This window comes from Pseudomonas sp. GW822-FHT01E03, from assembly GCF_058802985.1.
In genome coordinates this window covers 471441-488915 of record NZ_JBXAOQ010000002.1, presented here as the reverse complement: position 1 = coordinate 488915, position 17475 = coordinate 471441, and the positions used below count along the sequence as shown (strand labels likewise).

General features: G+C 61.1%; 23 protein-coding genes. 18 read left to right on the top strand and 5 right to left on the bottom strand.

Annotated elements, in window-relative coordinates:
- Positions 1 to 60: 60 nt before the first annotated feature.
- The 3 genes from AC1RP7_RS05515 to pilG are packed head-to-tail and all read right to left on the bottom strand — an operon-like array spanning position 61 to position 1438.
- Positions 61 to 600, bottom strand: coding sequence for a chemotaxis protein CheW (locus AC1RP7_RS05515; RefSeq protein ID WP_057712926.1), 540 nt, complete (start codon positions 598 to 600; stop codon positions 61 to 63).
- Positions 601 to 610: 10 nt separating this feature from the next.
- Entirely contained in the window at positions 611 to 976 is a 366-nt protein-coding gene (gene pilH / locus AC1RP7_RS05510; protein ID WP_007897961.1) for a twitching motility response regulator PilH, read from the bottom strand.
- Positions 977 to 1033: 57 nt separating this feature from the next.
- Positions 1034 to 1438, bottom strand: a complete 405-nt coding sequence (gene pilG / locus AC1RP7_RS05505; RefSeq protein ID WP_090451937.1) for a twitching motility response regulator PilG — start codon at positions 1436 to 1438, stop codon at positions 1034 to 1036.
- Positions 1439 to 1786: 348 nt separating this feature from the next.
- Between pilG and gshB the strand changes: the two genes are divergently transcribed.
- From gshB to AC1RP7_RS05470, 7 genes are all read left to right on the top strand, one after another.
- On the top strand, positions 1787 to 2740 hold the full coding sequence (gene gshB / locus AC1RP7_RS05500; protein ID WP_150814825.1) for a glutathione synthase: 954 nt from the start codon (positions 1787 to 1789) through the stop codon (positions 2738 to 2740).
- A 64-nt stretch (positions 2741 to 2804) separates the two neighbouring features.
- Entirely contained in the window at positions 2805 to 3704 is a 900-nt protein-coding gene (locus tag AC1RP7_RS05495) for an energy transducer TonB (protein WP_057712923.1), read from the top strand.
- A gap of 181 nt (positions 3705 to 3885) precedes the next feature.
- On the top strand, positions 3886 to 4458 hold the full coding sequence (locus tag AC1RP7_RS05490; protein WP_057712922.1) for a YqgE/AlgH family protein: 573 nt from the start codon (positions 3886 to 3888) through the stop codon (positions 4456 to 4458).
- Entirely contained in the window at positions 4458 to 4895 is a 438-nt protein-coding gene (gene ruvX, locus AC1RP7_RS05485; RefSeq protein WP_056726497.1) for a Holliday junction resolvase RuvX, read from the top strand. Before AC1RP7_RS05490 ends, ruvX begins: the two co-directional genes overlap by 1 nt.
- Before the next feature lie 79 nt (positions 4896 to 4974).
- Positions 4975 to 5478, top strand: a complete 504-nt coding sequence (pyrR, locus tag AC1RP7_RS05480) for a bifunctional pyr operon transcriptional regulator/uracil phosphoribosyltransferase PyrR (protein WP_057712921.1) — start codon at positions 4975 to 4977, stop codon at positions 5476 to 5478.
- Between the two features lie 27 nt (positions 5479 to 5505).
- Positions 5506 to 6525, top strand: coding sequence for an aspartate carbamoyltransferase catalytic subunit (locus AC1RP7_RS05475; protein ID WP_046039254.1), 1020 nt, complete (start codon positions 5506 to 5508; stop codon positions 6523 to 6525).
- A complete protein-coding gene (locus AC1RP7_RS05470; protein ID WP_150814824.1) occupies positions 6522 to 7793 on the top strand; it encodes a dihydroorotase in 1272 nt (423 codons plus the stop codon). Before AC1RP7_RS05475 ends, AC1RP7_RS05470 begins: the two co-directional genes overlap by 4 nt.
- Positions 7794 to 7907: 114 nt before the next feature.
- On the opposite strand, the gene AC1RP7_RS05465 is transcribed toward AC1RP7_RS05470, so the two are convergent.
- Positions 7908 to 8336: an NINE protein gene (locus AC1RP7_RS05465; protein WP_090451942.1), complete on the bottom strand. Its 429-nt coding sequence runs from the start codon at positions 8334 to 8336 to the stop codon at positions 7908 to 7910.
- Positions 8337 to 8587: 251 nt separating this feature from the next.
- Here AC1RP7_RS05465 and AC1RP7_RS05460 point away from each other — a divergent pair, with 251 nt between their 5' ends.
- The gene (locus tag AC1RP7_RS05460; protein WP_057712918.1) at positions 8588 to 9208 is read left to right on the top strand and encodes a C40 family peptidase; all 621 of its coding nucleotides are present in this window, start codon (positions 8588 to 8590) and stop codon (positions 9206 to 9208) included.
- A gap of 131 nt (positions 9209 to 9339) precedes the next feature.
- On the opposite strand, the gene AC1RP7_RS05455 is transcribed toward AC1RP7_RS05460, so the two are convergent.
- The gene (locus AC1RP7_RS05455; protein WP_223500821.1) at positions 9340 to 10374 is read right to left on the bottom strand and encodes a type IV pilus twitching motility protein PilT; all 1035 of its coding nucleotides are present in this window, start codon (positions 10372 to 10374) and stop codon (positions 9340 to 9342) included.
- 56 nt (positions 10375 to 10430) lie between these two features.
- On the opposite strand from AC1RP7_RS05455, the gene AC1RP7_RS05450 reads away from it, so the two are divergent.
- The 10 genes from AC1RP7_RS05450 to AC1RP7_RS05405 all read left to right on the top strand — a co-directional run bounded on the left by AC1RP7_RS05450 (position 10431) and on the right by AC1RP7_RS05405 (position 17411).
- Complete coding sequence (locus AC1RP7_RS05450; RefSeq protein WP_493181359.1) at positions 10431 to 11117, top strand: YggS family pyridoxal phosphate-dependent enzyme; 687 nt, start codon at positions 10431 to 10433, stop codon at positions 11115 to 11117.
- 35 nt (positions 11118 to 11152) lie between these two features.
- Complete coding sequence (proC, locus tag AC1RP7_RS05445) at positions 11153 to 11971, top strand: pyrroline-5-carboxylate reductase (RefSeq protein WP_493181360.1); 819 nt, start codon at positions 11153 to 11155, stop codon at positions 11969 to 11971.
- Between the two features lie 10 nt (positions 11972 to 11981).
- Entirely contained in the window at positions 11982 to 12572 is a 591-nt protein-coding gene (locus tag AC1RP7_RS05440) for a YggT family protein (protein ID WP_489339391.1), read from the top strand.
- Positions 12573 to 12576: 4 nt separating this feature from the next.
- Entirely contained in the window at positions 12577 to 12873 is a 297-nt protein-coding gene (locus tag AC1RP7_RS05435; RefSeq protein ID WP_008046477.1) for a DUF167 domain-containing protein, read from the top strand.
- A gap of 181 nt (positions 12874 to 13054) precedes the next feature.
- A complete protein-coding gene (gene metX / locus AC1RP7_RS05430; protein ID WP_008046479.1) occupies positions 13055 to 14194 on the top strand; it encodes a homoserine O-succinyltransferase MetX in 1140 nt (379 codons plus the stop codon).
- Positions 14195 to 14201: 7 nt separating this feature from the next.
- Entirely contained in the window at positions 14202 to 14822 is a 621-nt protein-coding gene (metW, locus tag AC1RP7_RS05425) for a methionine biosynthesis protein MetW (RefSeq protein WP_056726485.1), read from the top strand.
- A 26-nt stretch (positions 14823 to 14848) separates the two neighbouring features.
- On the top strand, positions 14849 to 15283 hold the full coding sequence (locus tag AC1RP7_RS05420) for a DUF4426 domain-containing protein (protein ID WP_057712913.1): 435 nt from the start codon (positions 14849 to 14851) through the stop codon (positions 15281 to 15283).
- Positions 15280 to 15876: an RdgB/HAM1 family non-canonical purine NTP pyrophosphatase gene (rdgB, locus tag AC1RP7_RS05415; protein ID WP_007987823.1), complete on the top strand. Its 597-nt coding sequence runs from the start codon at positions 15280 to 15282 to the stop codon at positions 15874 to 15876. The genes AC1RP7_RS05420 and rdgB overlap by 4 nt, the downstream gene beginning before the upstream one ends.
- Positions 15873 to 17078 carry a radical SAM family heme chaperone HemW gene (gene hemW, locus AC1RP7_RS05410; protein ID WP_223500811.1) on the top strand — a complete coding sequence of 402 codons (1206 nt, stop codon included), beginning with the start codon at positions 15873 to 15875 and terminating at the stop codon, positions 17076 to 17078. Before rdgB ends, hemW begins: the two co-directional genes overlap by 4 nt.
- 9 nt (positions 17079 to 17087) lie before the next feature.
- Complete coding sequence (locus AC1RP7_RS05405) at positions 17088 to 17411, top strand: DUF3392 domain-containing protein (protein ID WP_007987827.1); 324 nt, start codon at positions 17088 to 17090, stop codon at positions 17409 to 17411.
- Positions 17412 to 17475: the final 64 nt, after the last annotated feature.

Genomic DNA, 17475 nt, shown 5'->3' with positions numbered 1-17475 from the left:
CTGGCTGCAAGTCCGTCATCGCGAGCAAGCTCGCTCCCACAAGGTTCTCTGTTGCTCCAACTACACCGCGACGCTCATGAACCCCTGGGACTGCGTCAACGCAAACGGGCTGAACACCTGCCAGCACTGCTCACGCTGAAACCGGCCTTTGACGAACGTCGCCACCGGCCCCTTCAATTCGTCTGCCGGCACCGGCTCCAGGCTGTCCCGGGCAAAGTGCTGGAGGCCAAAGACTTCATCGACCAGCAACCCGGCAAACACCTCTTCATGTTCCACCACCAACACCCGCCGCTGTCGACGCACCGCCGAAAGCTCGTGCCCGAAGAAGCCGCACAAGTCCATGACCGGCAGCAAACGTCCGCGCAGGTTGGCGACACCCTTGACCCAGGGTTTGACCCCTGGTAGCTGAGTGCAGCGCGGCTCGTGCAAGACTTCGCTGACTTCGCTCATGGGCGCGACATACCAGTGCTCGCCCAGGCGAAAACCGATGCCGCTCCAACTGTCCCGCCGGGCCGGCTGGGACGGCAAGTCCGCCGCCAGCAAACGACAGCGCTGGTCGATCTGCAGCAGCAGTTCGAAAGCCGTCAGCGACTCGTTCATGGTCTGACGATCAACCGGCCAGCACGTTGTTCAGGGTCTTGATCAGGGTGTCTTCATCGACCGGCTTGGTCAGGTAGTCCTTGGCGCCCTGGCGCGTGCCCCAGACTTTGTCGGTTTCCTGATCCTTGGTGGTGATGATGATCACCGGGATGTGCCCGGTTTCCGGGTCCTTGGTCAACTGGCGGGTGGCCTGGAAGCCATTGAGGCCAGGCATGACGATGTCCATCAGCACCGCATCGGGCTTTTCCTGGCGGGCCAGGGCCACGCCGTCGGCACCGTTTTCGGCTTTCAACACTTCATGACCGTGCTTTTCCAGCATGCCGGTCAGTTTGTACATTTCGGTCGGCGAATCATCGACGATCAGAATACGTGCCATGGTCTTCCCCATTCTTGTCGACGCCTGGCCCGATGGCCGAGCGTCACTGTGCGTGTCCTACTGCGGCAAAACGGCGGCGAAGCCAGGAACATGGGCCTGGATCGCATCAAGCAATTCTTCCTTGCTGAAAGGCTTGGTCAAAAACTGGTCGGAGCCGACGATGCGCCCCTTGGCCTTGTCGAACAGCCCATCCTTGGACGACAGCATAATCACTGGCGTGGACTTGAACGCGCTGTTGTTCTTGATCAGGGCGCAGGTCTGATAACCATCCAGGCGCGGCATCATGATGTCGACAAAGATGATGCCGGGATGGTTGTCGACAATCTTGGCCAGGGCATCAAAACCGTCGATGGCCGTGATGACCTCACAACCCACGTTCTTGAGCAGCGTTTCGGCGGTGCGACGGATCGTCTTCGAATCGTCGATCACCATGACCTTCAAGGCGCTGGGGTGCTGTTCCATAAAATGCTCTACCGTCGCCTTTGCGAAACAAATTGTCCGTTTGCCGGTTAACGCGGCTCGAAACCCTTGGTGCTCAAGGGCCGGCACGACATGGCAGCCTTTTTAGCACAGTCTCCAACACCAATCTATCGGCCGACCCGCAAGGTGGTTTTTCCTTGACCGGGAACACACTCAGCGCCACTCTGACGCCACTTTTATACGCTGATCTTTTGTAGGAGCGAGCTCGCTCGCGATGGTCGTCAACGATGACGCGTGCTGGCTGGATAAGCGTGTTGTTCTCGGGTTCATCGCGAGCGAGCTCGCTCCTACAGAGGTCGACATAGCCCCCCAAATTTCGAGGAAACACCCATGAGCGTTCGCGTCGGGATTGTCATGGACCCTATCGCCAGCATTTCCTATAAAAAGGATAGCTCGCTGGCCATGCTGCTGGCCGCGCAGAAGCGTGGCTGGGAGCTGTTCTACATGGAACAGCGCGACCTGTATCAGGGCGAAGGCCAGGCCCGGGCCCGGATGCGCCCGCTGCAGGTTTTTGCGAACCCGGAAAAATGGTTCGAACTGGGCGCCGAAAGCGACGCGCTGCTGAGCGATCTGGACGTGATCCTGATGCGCAAGGATCCGCCGTTCGACCTGGAGTTCGTCTACTCCACCTATTTGCTGGAGCAGGCCGAGCGCGCCGGCGTGCTGGTGGTCAACAAGCCGCAAAGCCTGCGCGACTGCAACGAGAAGCTGTTCGCCACGCTGTTCCCGCAGTGCACACCGCCGACCGTGGTCAGCCGCCGCGCCGACGTGTTGCGTGAGTTCGCCGCCAAACACGGCGATGTGATCCTCAAGCCGCTGGACGGCATGGGCGGCACGTCGATTTTCCGTCACCGCGCGGGCGATCCGAACCTGTCGGTTATCCTCGAAACCCTGACCGCCCTCGGCGCCCAGCAGATCATGGGCCAGGCCTACCTGCCGGCGATCAAGGATGGCGACAAGCGCATCCTGATGATCGATGGCGAGCCTGTGGATTATTGCCTGGCGCGGATTCCGGCCCAGGGCGAAACCCGTGGCAACCTCGCTGCCGGGGGGCGTGGCGAAGCCCGCCCGCTGACCGACAAGGACCGCTGGATCGCCGCGCAAGTCGGCCCGACCCTACGTGAAAAAGGCCTGCTGTTCGTTGGCCTGGACGTGATCGGCGAGCACCTGACCGAGATCAACGTCACCAGCCCGACCTGCATTCGCGAGATTGATAACGCGTTTGGCACCGACATCGGCGGCATGCTGATGGATGCCATCGATCAGAAGCTCAAGGCACGTTGATTAGCCAAACCAACATTGCGTTATCATGCGCGGCCTGTGAAAACGCGATGTTGGTTTCCTTGTCATGACACTCCCGTCCGATCTGCCTGCCGAACTCGCCCACCGTGGCGTGCGCCCGGTCGATCGCCTCGGTTTTACCCTGTTTCTGGCAGCGCTGATCCACCTGGCCTTGCTGTTGGGTGTCGGGTTCGCAGTGGTCGAGCCCAAGCAGATCAGCAAAACCCTGGAAATCACCCTCGCCACCTTCAAAAGCGAAAAAAAGCCCGAGAAAGCCGATTTCCTGGCCCAGGAGAATCAGCAAGGTAGCGGCACCCTGGATAAAAAGGCGATTCCCAAGACCACCGAGGTCGCGCCGTTCCAGGACAACAAGGTACAAAAAGTCACGCCACCGCCGGCTGCCAAGCCTGAAGTGCAGGAAGCCCCGCCCAAGGCTGCCGTGACCACCGTGGCGCCGAAGCCGAAAAAAGCCCCCGCCAAGACCGAGGAGCCCAAGACCGAGGTAAAAACCCAGGTCCAGGCGCCGACCTTCGACAGCGAGCAACTGTCCAGCGACATCGCCAGCCTGGAAGCGGAACTGGCCGCCGAACAACAGCTGTACGCCAAGCGCCCGCGCATTCACCGCTTGAGCGCGGCCTCGACCATGCGCGACAAGGGCGCCTGGTACAAGGACGAATGGCGCAAGAAAGTCGAGCGCATCGGCAACCTCAACTACCCCGACGAAGCGCGGCGCAAACAGATCTATGGCAACTTGCGCCTGATGGTGTCGATCAACCGTGATGGCTCGTTGTATGAAGTGCTGGTGCTGGAGTCTTCAGGCCAGCCGCTGCTGGACCAGGCGGCGCAACGGATCGTCCGGCTGGCGGCACCGTTTGCACCGTTTACCGGGGATTTGTCGGATATTGACCGGCTGGAGATCATCCGCACCTGGAAATTTGCCCGCGGCGATCGCCTCTCCAGTAACTGACCACACACCCCCACCTGTAGGAGCGAGCTTGCTCGCGATAAACCTGAGAGCACAGCAGGGTGTCAACCTGGCAGTGTTATCCTTGACGACCATCGCGAGCAAGCTCGCTCCTACAGAATTGCGCTAATTCCTGTGCATCCCCAGCTTGTCAGTTCGCCCCTCGAACGCCACACTAGCGGTCATGAAAAACGTCAGCCCCAGCTACCTCAAGCATCAATTCCTGATCGCCATGCCGCACATGGCCGACCCGAACTTTGCGCACACCTTGACCTACATCGTCGAGCACACGGCCAATGGCGCCATGGGGCTGGTGGTCAACCGTCCGCAAGATCTGAACCTGGCCGATATCCTTGAGCAATTGCGCCCGGAAATCGAACCTCCAGCGCTCTGCCAGCATGTACCGATCTTCATCGGTGGCCCGGTGCAGACCGATCGCGGTTTCGTCCTTCACCCCAAGGGTCAGAGCTTCCAGGCGACCGTTGATCTGGAAGACGAGTTGGCCCTGTCGACCTCCCAGGACGTGCTGTTCGCCATCGCTGACGGCGTCGGCCCGGCAAAAAGCCTGATCGCCCTCGGCTACGCCGGTTGGGAAGCCGGGCAACTGGAGGCCGAACTGGCGCAGAACGCCTGGCTGAACTGCCCATTCGACGCGGACATCCTGTTCAACACCAGCAGCGAACTGCGTCTGGAAGCGGCCGCCAAACACCTGGGCGTCAACCTCAGCCTGCTGACCAGCCAGGCGGGGCACGCCTGATGGCCCTGAAGCTGATTCTGGGTTTTGACTACGGCACCAAACAGATCGGCGTTGCGGTCGGCCAGGTGATTACCGGCCAGGCCCGCGAGCTGTGCACCCTGAAGGCGCAGAACGGCATTCCTGACTGGAACCAGGTCGAAGCCCTCATCAAAGAGTGGAAACCCGATGCCGTGGTGGTCGGCCTGCCGTTGAACATGGACGGTACGCCCAGCGACATGTGCGCCCGCGCGGAAAAGTTCGCCCGGCGCCTGAACGGCCGCTTCAACCTGCCCTTCTATACCCACGATGAACGTCTGACCACCTTCGAGGCCAAGGGCGAACGCCTGGCTCGTGGCGGCCAGAAAGGCAGTTACCGCGACAATCCGGTCGATGCCATCGCCGCCGCCCTGCTGCTGCAAGGCTGGCTCGACGAAAACACCGCACTGTTTGAATCCTGAAGAGCCGCTCTGCGTCTCTCTTAGCTACAACCCGAGCCACTTCCCGCACAGGCTGGCTCGGGCCCAAGAAGGAGCAACCATGAGCCTGCCCAATCCCGCCGAACTGATCAGCCAGATGGCGACCCGACTTGACGCCTATCTGGCCAAACGAGGCATCAGCGACCCGCGTTTCATCGGCATCCGCACCGGCGGCGTCTGGGTGGCCCAGGCTCTGCTCAAGGAGCTGGGCAGCAATGACCCCCTCGGCACCCTGGACGTGTCCTTCTACCGCGACGATTTCAGCCAGAACGGCCTGCACCCGCAGGTTCGCCCTTCGGCGTTGCCGTTCGAGATCGAAGGCCAGCATCTGGTGCTGATCGACGACGTGCTGATGAGCGGCCGGACCATCCGCGCCGCCATGAACGAACTTTTCGACTACGGCCGCCCGGCCAGCGTAACGCTGGTGTGCCTGCTGGACCTGGACGCCGGCGAACTGCCGATCCGCCCGAACGTGGTTGGCGCGACCCTGTCGCTGGCGGCCCACGAACGGGTGAAGCTGTCCGGTCCCGAGCTCGCGCTCGAACTGCAAGACCTCGCCCTTTAATTCGCCCTATTGAGAGTCCCCCTTGCGATGACGCCTCTAGAAACCAAGCGCCCGCTGCAGCTCAATGATCAGGGCCAGCTGCGCCACTTCCTCTCGCTCGACGGTTTGCGCCGCGAACTGTTGACGGAAATCCTCGACACTGCCGACTCCTTCCTTGAAGTCGGCGCCCGGGCCGTGAAGAAAGTCCCGCTGCTGCGCGGCAAGACCGTGTGCAACGTGTTCTTCGAGAACTCCACCCGTACCCGCACCACCTTCGAACTGGCGGCCCAGCGCCTCTCGGCGGACGTGATCACCCTCAACGTATCGACATCGTCGGCAAGCAAGGGCGAAACCCTGCTCGACACCTTGCGCAACCTGGAAGCCATGGCTGCCGACATGTTCGTCGTGCGCCACGGCGATTCGGGTGCCGCGCACTTCATCGCCGAACATGTTTGCCCACAAGTGGCGATCATCAACGGCGGTGACGGCCGGCACGCTCACCCGACCCAGGGCATGCTCGACATGCTCACCATCCGCCGACACAAGGGCGGGTTCGAAAACCTTTCGGTGGCCATCGTCGGCGACATCCTGCACTCGCGGGTTGCGCGCTCGAACATGCTGGCCCTGAAAACCCTGGGTTGCCCGGATATTCGCGTGATTGCGCCGAAAACCCTGCTGCCGATCGGCATCGAGCAATACGGCGTGAAGGTCTACACCGACATGACCGAAGGCCTGAAGGACGTTGACGTGGTGATCATGTTGCGTCTGCAGCGTGAACGCATGACCGGCGGCCTGTTGCCGAGCGAAGGCGAGTTTTACCGCCTGTTCGGCCTGACCACCGCGCGCCTGGCCGGCGCCAAACCCGATGCCATCGTGATGCACCCGGGGCCGATCAACCGTGGCGTGGAAATCGAGTCAGCAGTGGCCGACGGCCCGCACTCGGTGATCCTCAACCAGGTGACCTACGGGATCGCCATACGTATGGCGGTACTGTCCATGGCCATGAGCGGGCAGACTGCGCAACGCCAATTCGAGCAAGGCCAATTCGAGCAGGAGAAAGCCCAGTGAAGCTCAGCATTCTCGGCGCCCGCGTGATCGATCCGGCCAGCGGCCTGGATCAAGTGACCGATATCCACATTGAAGCCTGCAAAGTCGTCGCCCTTGGCGCGGCGCCAGCCGGTTTTGTCGCCGTCGACACGATTGACGCCAAAGGCCTGGTGGCCGCTCCCGGCCTGGTCGACCTCAACGTTGCCCTGCGCGAGCCGGGTTACAGCCGCAAAGGCTCGATTGTCAGCGAAACCCGCGCGGCGGCGGCTGGCGGCGTGACCAGCCTGTGCTGCCCGCCAAAGACCAAACCGGTGCTGGACACCTCGGCGGTGGCCGAACTGATCCTCGACCGTGCCCGCGAGGCCGGCAACACCAAAGTCTTCCCGATCGGCGCCCTGAGCAAAGGCCTGGACGGTGAACAACTGGCAGAGCTCGTAGCATTGCGCGATGCCGGTTGCGTGGCCTTCGGCAACGGCCTGGAGAGTTTCCGCAACACCCGCACCCTGTGCCGCGCGCTGGACTACGCAGCGACTTTCGACCTGACGGTGATTTTCAACTCCCAGGATTACGACCTGGCCGAGGGCGGCCTGGCTCACGAAGGCCCGACCGCCAGCTTCCTTGGCCTGCCGGGCATCCCGGAAAGCGCTGAAACCGTCGCCCTGGCCCGGGATCTGCTGCTGGTTGAACAGACCGGCGTGCGCGCGCACTTCAGCCAGCTCACCAGCGCACGCGGCGTAGAGCTGATCGCCCAGGCCCAGGCCCGGGGCCTGAAGGTGACAGCGGATGTCGCCCTGTACCAGCTGATCCTGACCGACGAAGCCCTGATCGACTTCAGCAGCCTGTATCACGTCCAGCCACCGCTACGCACCCGCGCCGACCGCGACGGCCTGCGCGCAGCGGTGAAGTCGGGCGTGATCTCGGCCATCTCCAGTCATCACCAACCCCATGAGCGTGACGCCAAACTGGCACCGTTCGGTGCGACCGAGCCGGGCATCAGTAGCGTTGAACTGCTATTGCCACTGGCAATGACCCTGGTCGAAGACGGCTTGCTGGACCTGCCGACACTGATCAAGCGCTTGAGCGTCGGCCCTGCAGAGGCCCTGCGCCTGCCGGCAGGCAAACTGGCGGTAGGTGGCGCGGCGGACATCGTGCTGTTCGACCCTGCGGCCTCGACCGTGGCCGGTGAAACATGGCTGTCCAAGGGCGAAAACTGCCCGTTCATTGGCCACAGCCTGCCGGGTGTGGTGCGTTACACCCTGGTGGATGGACGGATCAGCCACCAGGCTTAAGACCGCGTCGCCTGCATTCGCGAGCAGGCTCGCTCCCACAGTGGATTTGTAGTGATTCGCAAATCTGTGGCTACACGCCAACCCTGTGGGAGCGGGCTTGCTCGCGAAGACGATTTAGAAGGCGCCTCTATTCTGAGCATTACGCACAGAAACCTGGTCGTTCAACGTCCAGAAGTCATACAGCACCCCGAGAAAGAACAACCCGCCCGTCAGCAGGTACAGCAACCCGCTGATCCATTTCCCCTGATACATCCGGTGCACGCCGAACACCCCGAGAAACGTCAGCAGGATCCACGCCACGTTGTATTCGACGGGGCCTGCGGTGAACCGCAGGTCCGCTTCACGGTCCATGGACGGGATCAGGAAAAGGTCGATCAGCCAACCGATCCCCAGCAAGCCGAAGGTGAAGAACCAGATCGTCCCGGTCACCGGCTTGCCGTAATAGAAGCGGTGAGCCCCGGTAAAACCGAAAATCCACAGCAGGTAACCGATCACTTTGCTGTGGGTGTCTTGCTGCTGGACAGCCTGTTGATAGGGGTTCATGAATGACCTCGATTCACACGATAGATAAATATTCTTTAATTCTTTGTGACTTTTTTACAGGCACCCGACGTATGGCAAGTGCTACCTTCACTCCCGTCAAAGCCTTGTAACACCGGACTCCTGTCCGACAATTGCACCATTTTGCCGCTTTTTTGCCACCATTGCCCCCCGGATTGAATCGACCAACGGCCTCGGAAGCGGCAAAAAAGCTGTTATAAAGTTGCGCGCTAACCTATTAAGAGCCTTGCCTAATGCGTTCATTTTTCAAGACATGGCTAACCATTTGCCTTTTGATGCCACTGGCCGCCCACGCCACCAATCGTGAGCAACGTCTTCCAAACGTTAATGGTTACACCCCAAAATCCCATGCCTCTGCTCCTTCGAGCAAAGACAAGAAATCCGCTAAATATGCTCCAAGCCTGGCCAGCAGCAAAAGCGGCCTGGTTCCACCGATGGGCACCAAGGAAAGCAGCGACGTGCTTAGCCGCGCGGTGAACGTCCTCGGTACCCCTTATCGTTGGGGCGGCAGCAGCCCAAGCAAAGGCTTCGATTGCAGCGGCCTGGTGAAATACGCGTTCAACGACGCCACGTTCGACCTGCCACGCACCTCCAACGCCATGGCCAGCGGTCATGGGGAGAAAGTCGATCGCAACGACCTGAAGCCGGGCGACCTGATTTTCTTCAACATCAAGAGTCGTCGGGTCAATCACGTTGCCATTTACCTGGGTAACGACCGCTTCATCCACGCGCCACGTCGTGGCAAGTCGGTCTCCATCGACACTTTGAAGAAACCGTACTGGGAAAACCACTACGTGGTTGCCAAGCGGGTTCTGCCGAAAGAACAAAATGCGTTGCGGGTTGTTCAGCGCTGATTTCATCGCCCTGAATCTGCATCGAACATGATGACCCCATCGCGAGCAAGCTCGCTCCCACAGGATTGATGCAGTCCATGTGGGAGCGAGCTTGCTCGCGAAGAGACCCTTGAAAGCACCTCAAATCTTCCTCAAAAATTATCCGGCGACCGCGCCTTCTCCCGCGCATGGTCACGACTGACCAACCCCTTGGTCACCAGGTCCTTCAAGCTCATATCCAGCGTCTGCATCCCCAGCGACCCTCCCGACTGAATCGCCGAGTACATCTGCGCCACCTTGTCCTCGCGGATCAGGTTCCGGATCGCCGATGTCCCCAGCATGATCTCGTGGGCCGCGACGCGTCCGCCGCCGATTTTCTTCACCAGGGTCTGGGACACCACCGCCAGCAGCGACTCGGAGAGCATCGAGCGCACCATCGACTTCTCGTCCCCCGGAAACACATCGACCACCCGGTCGATGGTTTTCGCCGCCGACGTGGTGTGCAGCGTGCCGAACACCAGATGGCCGGTTTCGGCCGCGGTCAATGCCAGGCGAATGGTTTCCAGATCGCGCATCTCCCCCACCAGGATCACATCCGGGTCTTCCCGCAGCGCCGAACGCAAGGCGGTGGCGAAACTACGGGTATCACGATGGACTTCACGCTGATTGATCAGGCATTTGCGCGACTCGTGAACGAACTCGATGGGGTCTTCGATGGTGAGGATGTGGTGATGACGATGGGTATTGAGGTAATCGATCATCGCCGCCAGCGTGGTGGACTTGCCGGAACCGGTCGGGCCGGTTACCAGCACCAGGCCACGGGGAGCGTCGGTCATCTTGCGGAACACGTCGCCCATGCCCAGTTCATCCATGCTCTGCACTTTCGCCGGGATGGTGCGAAACACCGCGCCCGCGCCACGGTTCTGGTTGAACACATTGACCCGAAAGCGCGCCACGCCGGGCACTTCAAAGGAAAAGTCGGTTTCCAGATGCTTTTCGAAGTCCACCCGCTGGGCGTCATTCATGATGGCATGGATCAGAGTCTGCACCTGTTGGTGATCCAGGGCCGGCAAATTGATGCGTCGCACATCACCGTCGACGCGAATCATCGGCGGCAGGCCGGCGGACAAGTGCAGATCGGATGCCCCCTGTTTGGCGCTGAATGCCAGCAGCTCAGTGATATCCATAGCGCCTCTCAATTCCAGTAGAATGCCGCGAACCTTCAGACCGCTGGCGCCTCTTGATGTCCACCATAGCAGACAACATTCTTCAGGTTAGTTCGCGCATACATGCCGCAACACTTGCCGCGAACCGCGCCGAAAACAGCGTCCAGTTGCTGGCTGTGAGCAAGACCAAACCCGCTCAAGACCTGCGTGAAGCCTACGCCGCCGGTCTGCGCGACTTTGGCGAGAACTACCTTCAGGAAGCGTTGGGCAAGCAACTCGAACTGGCCGACCTGCCCTTGATCTGGCACTTCATCGGCCCCATTCAATCGAACAAGACTCGCGCTATCGCCGAGCACTTCGACTGGGTGCATTCCGTGGATCGCCTGAAAATCGCACAACGGCTGTCCGAACAACGTCCCGCCGATTTGCCGCCCTTGAACATCTGCATTCAGGTCAATGTCAGCGGCGAGGCCAGCAAGTCCGGCTGCACCCCGGCCGATCTGCCGGCCCTGGCCAACGCCATCTGCGCCCTGCCGCGCCTGAAACTGCGCGGGTTGATGGCAATCCCCGAGCCGACGGAAGATCGCGCCACCCAGGATGCCGCTTTCGATACCGTGCAAAGCCTGCAAGCCAGCCTGAACCTGCCGCTCGACACACTTTCCATGGGCATGAGCCACGATCTCGAATCGGCCATCGCCCAAGGCGCCACTTGGGTGCGGATCGGTACCGCCCTGTTTGGCGCCCGCGACTACGGCCAGCCTTGAAAAATGGCTGACTCTTCTCTTTATAAGGACCTGACATGAGCAAGACACGTATTGCCTTTATCGGTGCCGGCAACATGGCCGCCAGTCTGATCGGCGGCCTGCGGGCCAAGGGTCTGGAAGCAGCACAGATCCGCGCCAGCGATCCGGGCGAAGAAACCCGTGCCCGCGTGAGCGCTGAACACGGCATAGAAACCTTTGCCGACAACGCCCAGGCCATCGACGGTGCCGACGTGGTCGTGCTGGCGGTCAAACCCCAGGCGATGAAAGCCGTGTGCGAAGCCATTCGCCCAAGCCTCAAGCCCCATCAACTGGTGGTTTCGATTGCCGCTGGCATCACCTGCGCCAGCATGAACAACTGGCTCGGCGCCCAGCCGATCGTGCGCTGCATGCCCAACACCCCGGCGCTGGTGCGTCAGGGCGCGAGCGGTCTATTCGCAACGGCCGAAGTGTCAGCCGAACAGCGTCAGCAAGCCCAGGAACTGCTGTCCGCGGTCGGTATCGCCCTATGGCTGAATGAAGAGCAGCAATTGGATGCCGTCACCGCCGTTTCCGGCTCGGGCCCGGCGTATTTCTTCCTGCTGATCGAGGCCATGACCGCCGCCGGCGTGAAGCTCGGCCTGCCGGCGGACATCGCTGCGCAACTGACCCTGCAAACCGCCCTGGGCGCCGCACATATGGCGGTCTCCAGCGACGTCGACGCGGCCGAGTTACGCCGCCGTGTCACCTCGCCTGCCGGCACCACGGAAGCTGCAATCAAGTCGTTCCAGGCCAATGGCTTTGAAGCCTTGGTCGAAAAAGCACTCGGCGCTGCCGCGCATCGCTCGGCCGAGATGGCCGAACAACTGGGTCAATAAGGAGCTTTTCATGATTGGATTGAATACCGCAGCGGTCTACGTGCTGCAAACCCTCGGCAGCCTGTACCTGCTGATCGTGCTGATGCGTTTCGTACTGCAACTGGTGCGGGCGAACTTCTACAACCCGATCTGCCAGTTCATCGTCAAGGCCACCCAGCCGCTGCTCAAGCCGCTGCGCCGGATCATCCCGAGCGTATTCGGCCTGGACATGTCCTCGCTGGTGCTGGCGATCCTGGTGCAACTGGCGCTGATGGCCCTGACCCTGCTGCTGACCTACGGCACCATCGGCAACCCGCTGCAATTGCTGATCTGGTCGATCATTGGCGTGACCGCGCTGTTCATGAAGATTTTCTTCTTCGCCCTGATCATCAGCGTGATCCTGTCCTGGGTCGCCCCGGGCAGCCATAACCCGGGCGCCGAACTGGTGAACGACGTCTGCGAACCGGCCCTGGCGCCGTTCCGCAAGTTCCTGCCGAACTTGGGCGGCCTGGATCTGTCGCCGATCTTTGCGTTCCTGGCACTCAAGCTGATCGACATGCTGGTGATCAACAACCTCGCCGCCATGACCATGATGCCGCAAATCCTCCGCGTGTTGATCTGACCGGGTGAGCTGGTTTCGCTGGGACGGTGACGACCTGATTCTGGAGTGTCACCTGCAACCGGCAGCCCGCAGTGATGACTTCTGCGGGCTGCACGGCGATCGCCTGAAGATCCGCCTGACCGCGCCGCCGGTCGAGGGCAAGGCCAACGCGTATCTGATGGCGTTTCTGGCCAAGGCCTTTGGCGTGTCCAAGAGCCAGGTCAGCCTGATCAGTGGCGAGTTGAACCGGCAGAAACGGGTGCGAATCTGCTCGCCGAAGAAGTTGCCGGACTTGCCTGATCTGGTGCGTCCCGCAGGCTGACCGCGTCATCGTTCATCGCGAGCAAGCTCGCTCCCACATGGACCGCATCAATCCTGTGGGAGCGGGCTTGCTCGCGAAGGCCGCACCGCGGTTCTGCTGAATGAAATCAGGCCCGATCGTTGCTTGCCGCTAACCCCAGCGGTCTTTAGACTTACGCCTCATTTCAATGAGAGCAGGGTCGATGCCAGCTGCCTTTCCCCCCGATTCTGTTGGTCTGGTGACGCCGCAAGTGGCGCACTTCAGCGAACCCCTGGCGTTGGCCTGCGGTCGCTCGCTCCCGGCCTATGACCTGATCTACGAAACCTACGGCACGCTCAACGCCACGGCGAGCAACGCCGTGCTGATCTGCCACGCCCTGTCCGGCCATCACCACGCCGCCGGCTACCACAGCGCCGACGACCGCAAACCCGGTTGGTGGGACAGTTGCATCGGTCCCGGCAAGCCGATCGACACCAGCAAGTTCTTCGTGGTCAGCCTGAACAACCTCGGCGGCTGCAACGGTTCCACCGGCCCGAGCAGTATCAACCCGGACACCGGCAAGCCGTTCGGCGCCGACTTTCCGGTATTGACCGTGGAAGACTGGGTGCACAGTCAGGCGCGTCTGGCGGACCGTCTCGGCATCGCCCAGTTCGCGGCCGTGATCGGCGGCAGCCTCGGTGGCATGCAGGCGATGCAATGGAGCATCACTTACCCTGACCGCATCCGTCACTGCCTGGCCATCGCCTCGGCACCCAAGCTGTCGGCGCAGAACATCGCGTTCAACGAAGTGGCGCGCCAGGCGATCCTCACCGACCCGGAATTCCACGGCGGTTCGTTCCAGGAACACAACGTGATCCCCAAGCGCGGCCTGATGCTGGCGCGGATGGTCGGGCACATCACCTACCTGTCCGACGACTCCATGGGCGAGAAATTCGGCCGCGGGCTCAAGAGCGAGAAGCTCAACTACGACTTCCACAGCGTCGAGTTCCAGGTGGAAAGCTACTTGCGCTATCAGGGCGAGGAGTTCTCCGGACGCTTTGATGCCAACACTTACCTGTTGATGACCAAAGCGCTCGACTACTTCGATCCGGCGGCGAACTTCGACGATAACCTGGCGAAAACCTTTGAAGGCGCCAAGGCCAAGTTCTGCGTGATGTCGTTCACCACCGACTGGCGCTTCTCCCCTGCCCGCTCGCGGGAACTGGTGGACGCGCTGATGGCCGCGCGCAAGGACGTCTGCTACCTCGAGATCGACGCTCCGCAAGGCCACGACGCCTTCCTGATTCCGATCCCGCGCTACCTGCAGGCATTCGGCAATTACATGAACCGCATTACGTTGTGAGAAAGCCATGAGAGCTGATCTGGAAATCATCCAGGAATGGATCCCCGCCGGCAGCCGCGTGCTCGACCTCGGGTGCGGCGATGGCGAACTGCTGACCTGGCTGCGCGATAACAAGCAAGTCACCGGTTATGGCCTGGAAAACGACGCCGACAATATCGCCGAGTGCGTGGCCAAGGGCATCAACGTCATCGAACAGGACCTGGACAAGGGCCTGGGCAACTTTGCCAGCAACAGTTTCGATGTCGTGGTCATGACCCAGGCGCTGCAAGCGGTGCACTACCCGGACAGGATCCTCGAGGAAATGCTGCGCGTCGGTCGCCAGTGCATCATCACCTTCCCCAACTTCGGCCACTGGCGGTGCCGCTGGTACCTGGCGAGCAAGGGCCGCATGCCGGTTTCCGAGTTCCTGCCGTACACCTGGTACAACACGCCGAACATTCACTTCTGCACCTTCGCCGACTTTGAAGCCTTGTGTCGCGAACGTGAAGCGAAGGTCATTGATCGGCTGGCCGTGGATCAACAGCATCGGCACGGGTGGGCCAGCAAGCTATGGCCTAATCTGTTAGGTGAGATCGGTATCTACCGCGTCAGCAGTCCGGGACTTTCCGACCACAAGGTCGCGGTCTGATCCACCCTACTTCAAGGAGAACGATCATGGGTCGTCTAGCGTTGTTTCTACTCACTGCCTGCCTGAGCGTCACCGCCATGGCCGCCGACGCCATCAAGAGCGAACGCAAGGAAACCTTCGGTGACGTGACGGTGCACTACAACACCTTCAACTCCACCTACCTGCTACCGGACGTTGCCAAGGCTGCCCAGCTGACCCGCAGCAAGGATCAGGGCGTGATCAACATTTCGGTGATCAAGGCCGGCACGCCGATGGCGGCCGACGTCAGCGGCACCGTCAAAGACCTGACCAGCCAAAGCTACACACTGAACTTCAAGCAGGTCACCGAGCAAGGAGCGATTTACTACATCGCCCAATACCCGGTACCGCAGCAGGAAATCCGCACCTTCAACATCAAGGTGCAGACCGGCGACAAGATCAACACCATCAATTTCAACCAAGAGCTCTTCCCTGGCCAATGATCAACTTCACGCAACTCGTACTGGCCAGCCATAACGCCGGCAAACTCAAGGAACTCCAGGCCATGCTCGGCGAGTCGGTGCATCTGCGCTCGATCGGCGAGTTCAGCAGCGTCGAGCCCGAAGAGACTGGTTTGTCGTTCGTCGAGAACGCCATCCTCAAGGCCCGCAATGCCGCGCGCATTTCCGGCCTGCCGGCGCTGGCCGACGATTCCGGGCTGGCGGTGGATTTCCTTGGCGGCGCGCCCGGTATCTACTCGGCGCGTTATGCCGATGGCAAGGGCGATGCGGCGAACAACGCCAAGCTGCTCGACGTGTTGAAAGACGTGCCTGAAGCCGAACGTGGCGCGCAGTTCGTCTGCGTGCTGGCACTGGTGCGCCACGCCGATGATCCGTTGCCGATCCTCTGCGAAGGTTTGTGGCACGGGCGAATCCTGACCCAGGCCAGCGGCGAACACGGTTTTGGCTACGACCCGCTGTTCTGGGTGCCGGAGCGCGATTGCTCCAGCGCCGAACTGAGCCCAGGCGACAAGAACCAGATCAGCCACCGCGCCCGTGCAATGGATCTGCTGCGCCAGCGTCTGGGCTTGAAATGACCCGTGAATCATCCGCGTCGCCGCTGATCTTCGGCGGCGATGCTCTATCGCCTCGGGCGGCCCTGCCTGTGCTGCCGCCGCTGGCGCTGTATATCCACATCCCGTGGTGCGTGCGCAAATGCCCTTATTGCGACTTCAACTCCCACACGGCCAGCCCCGTGCTGCCGGAAGAAGAGTACGTCGACGCATTGCTGGCCGATCTCGATCAGGACCTGCACGCCGTTTATGGTCGTGAGCTGAGCTCGATTTTCTTTGGTGGCGGCACGCCAAGCCTGTTCAGCGCTGATTCGCTGGGTCGTTTGCTCAAAGGCGTCGAACAGCGCATTCCGTTTGCCAGCGACATCGAAATCACCCTGGAAGCCAATCCGGGGACGTTCGAGCAAGACAAGTTCGTGGCGTACCGGAAACTGGGGATCAATCGCCTGTCGATCGGTATTCAGAGCTTTCAGCAAGAAAAGCTCGAGGCCCTGGGACGGATTCATAACGGTGACGAAGCCGTACGCGCCGCCGGTATGGCGCGGCAGGCCGGGTTCGACAACTTCAACCTGGACTTGATGCATGGCTTGCCGAATCAGTCCCTGGACGATGCCTTGGCGGACCTGCGCACAGCCATCGCCCTGAAACCGACTCACCTGTCGTGGTATCAACTGACCCTGGAACCGAACACAGTATTCTGGAACCAGCCACCGACTCTGCCGGAAGACGACACGCTGTGGGACATTCAGGAGGCCGGGCAAGCACTGCTGGCTGAACATGGTTACGTTCAATACGAAGTTTCGGCCTATGCCCTGCCCGGTCGCCCGGCGCGCCACAACCTCAATTACTGGAGTTTTGGCGACTTCATTGGCATCGGCGCCGGCGCCCATGGCAAGCTCAGCCATCCGGACGGGCGCATCATTCGTACCTGGAAGACCCGCCTGCCCAAGGATTACCTGAATCCGGCGAAAAGCTTTAAGGCCGGCGAGAAAGCGCTGGGCAACGATGAAATGCCGTTCGAATTCCTGATGAACGCACTGCGCCTGACTGAAGGCGTCGAATCGCGGCTGTACCCGGAACGTACCGGCATGACGCTGGAAAGCCTCGCTGAAGGCCGCCGTGAAGCCGAACAAAGCGGCCTGTTGCAGGTCGAACCTTCACGTCTGGTAGCCACCGAGCGCGGACAACTCTTCCTCAACGACTTGCTGCAGAAATTTCTGACATAAGGAAATCGAATGGATTTGGTACTCGACCTGCTTGCCACTGTGTCTCGCTGGAGCCGCAGCAACCTCTCGGAAATCGCCCTGGCCCTGGTGGGCTGCCTGCTGGTGCTGTTTGGTGCGGATTTCAAAGGCTGGGTCGAGCAACGCCTGGGCAGCATCGCCGGCGCCTTGCGCGTGCCGCTGATGTCTCTGCTGTGCATGATCGGCAGCGGCGCGGCGCTGATCTATGCCACACCGTGGGTCGTGCGCGGCTTGAGCCAGTTCAACAACTACAGCCTGGCGCCGGTGTTGCTGGTGGTGCTGGTGTTGATTGGCGTGGTCGCTGACCGCCGCTGATCTCAGCCACACCCTAAAACAACTGTGGGAGCGAGCTTGCTCGCGATGAGGCCATAACATCCAA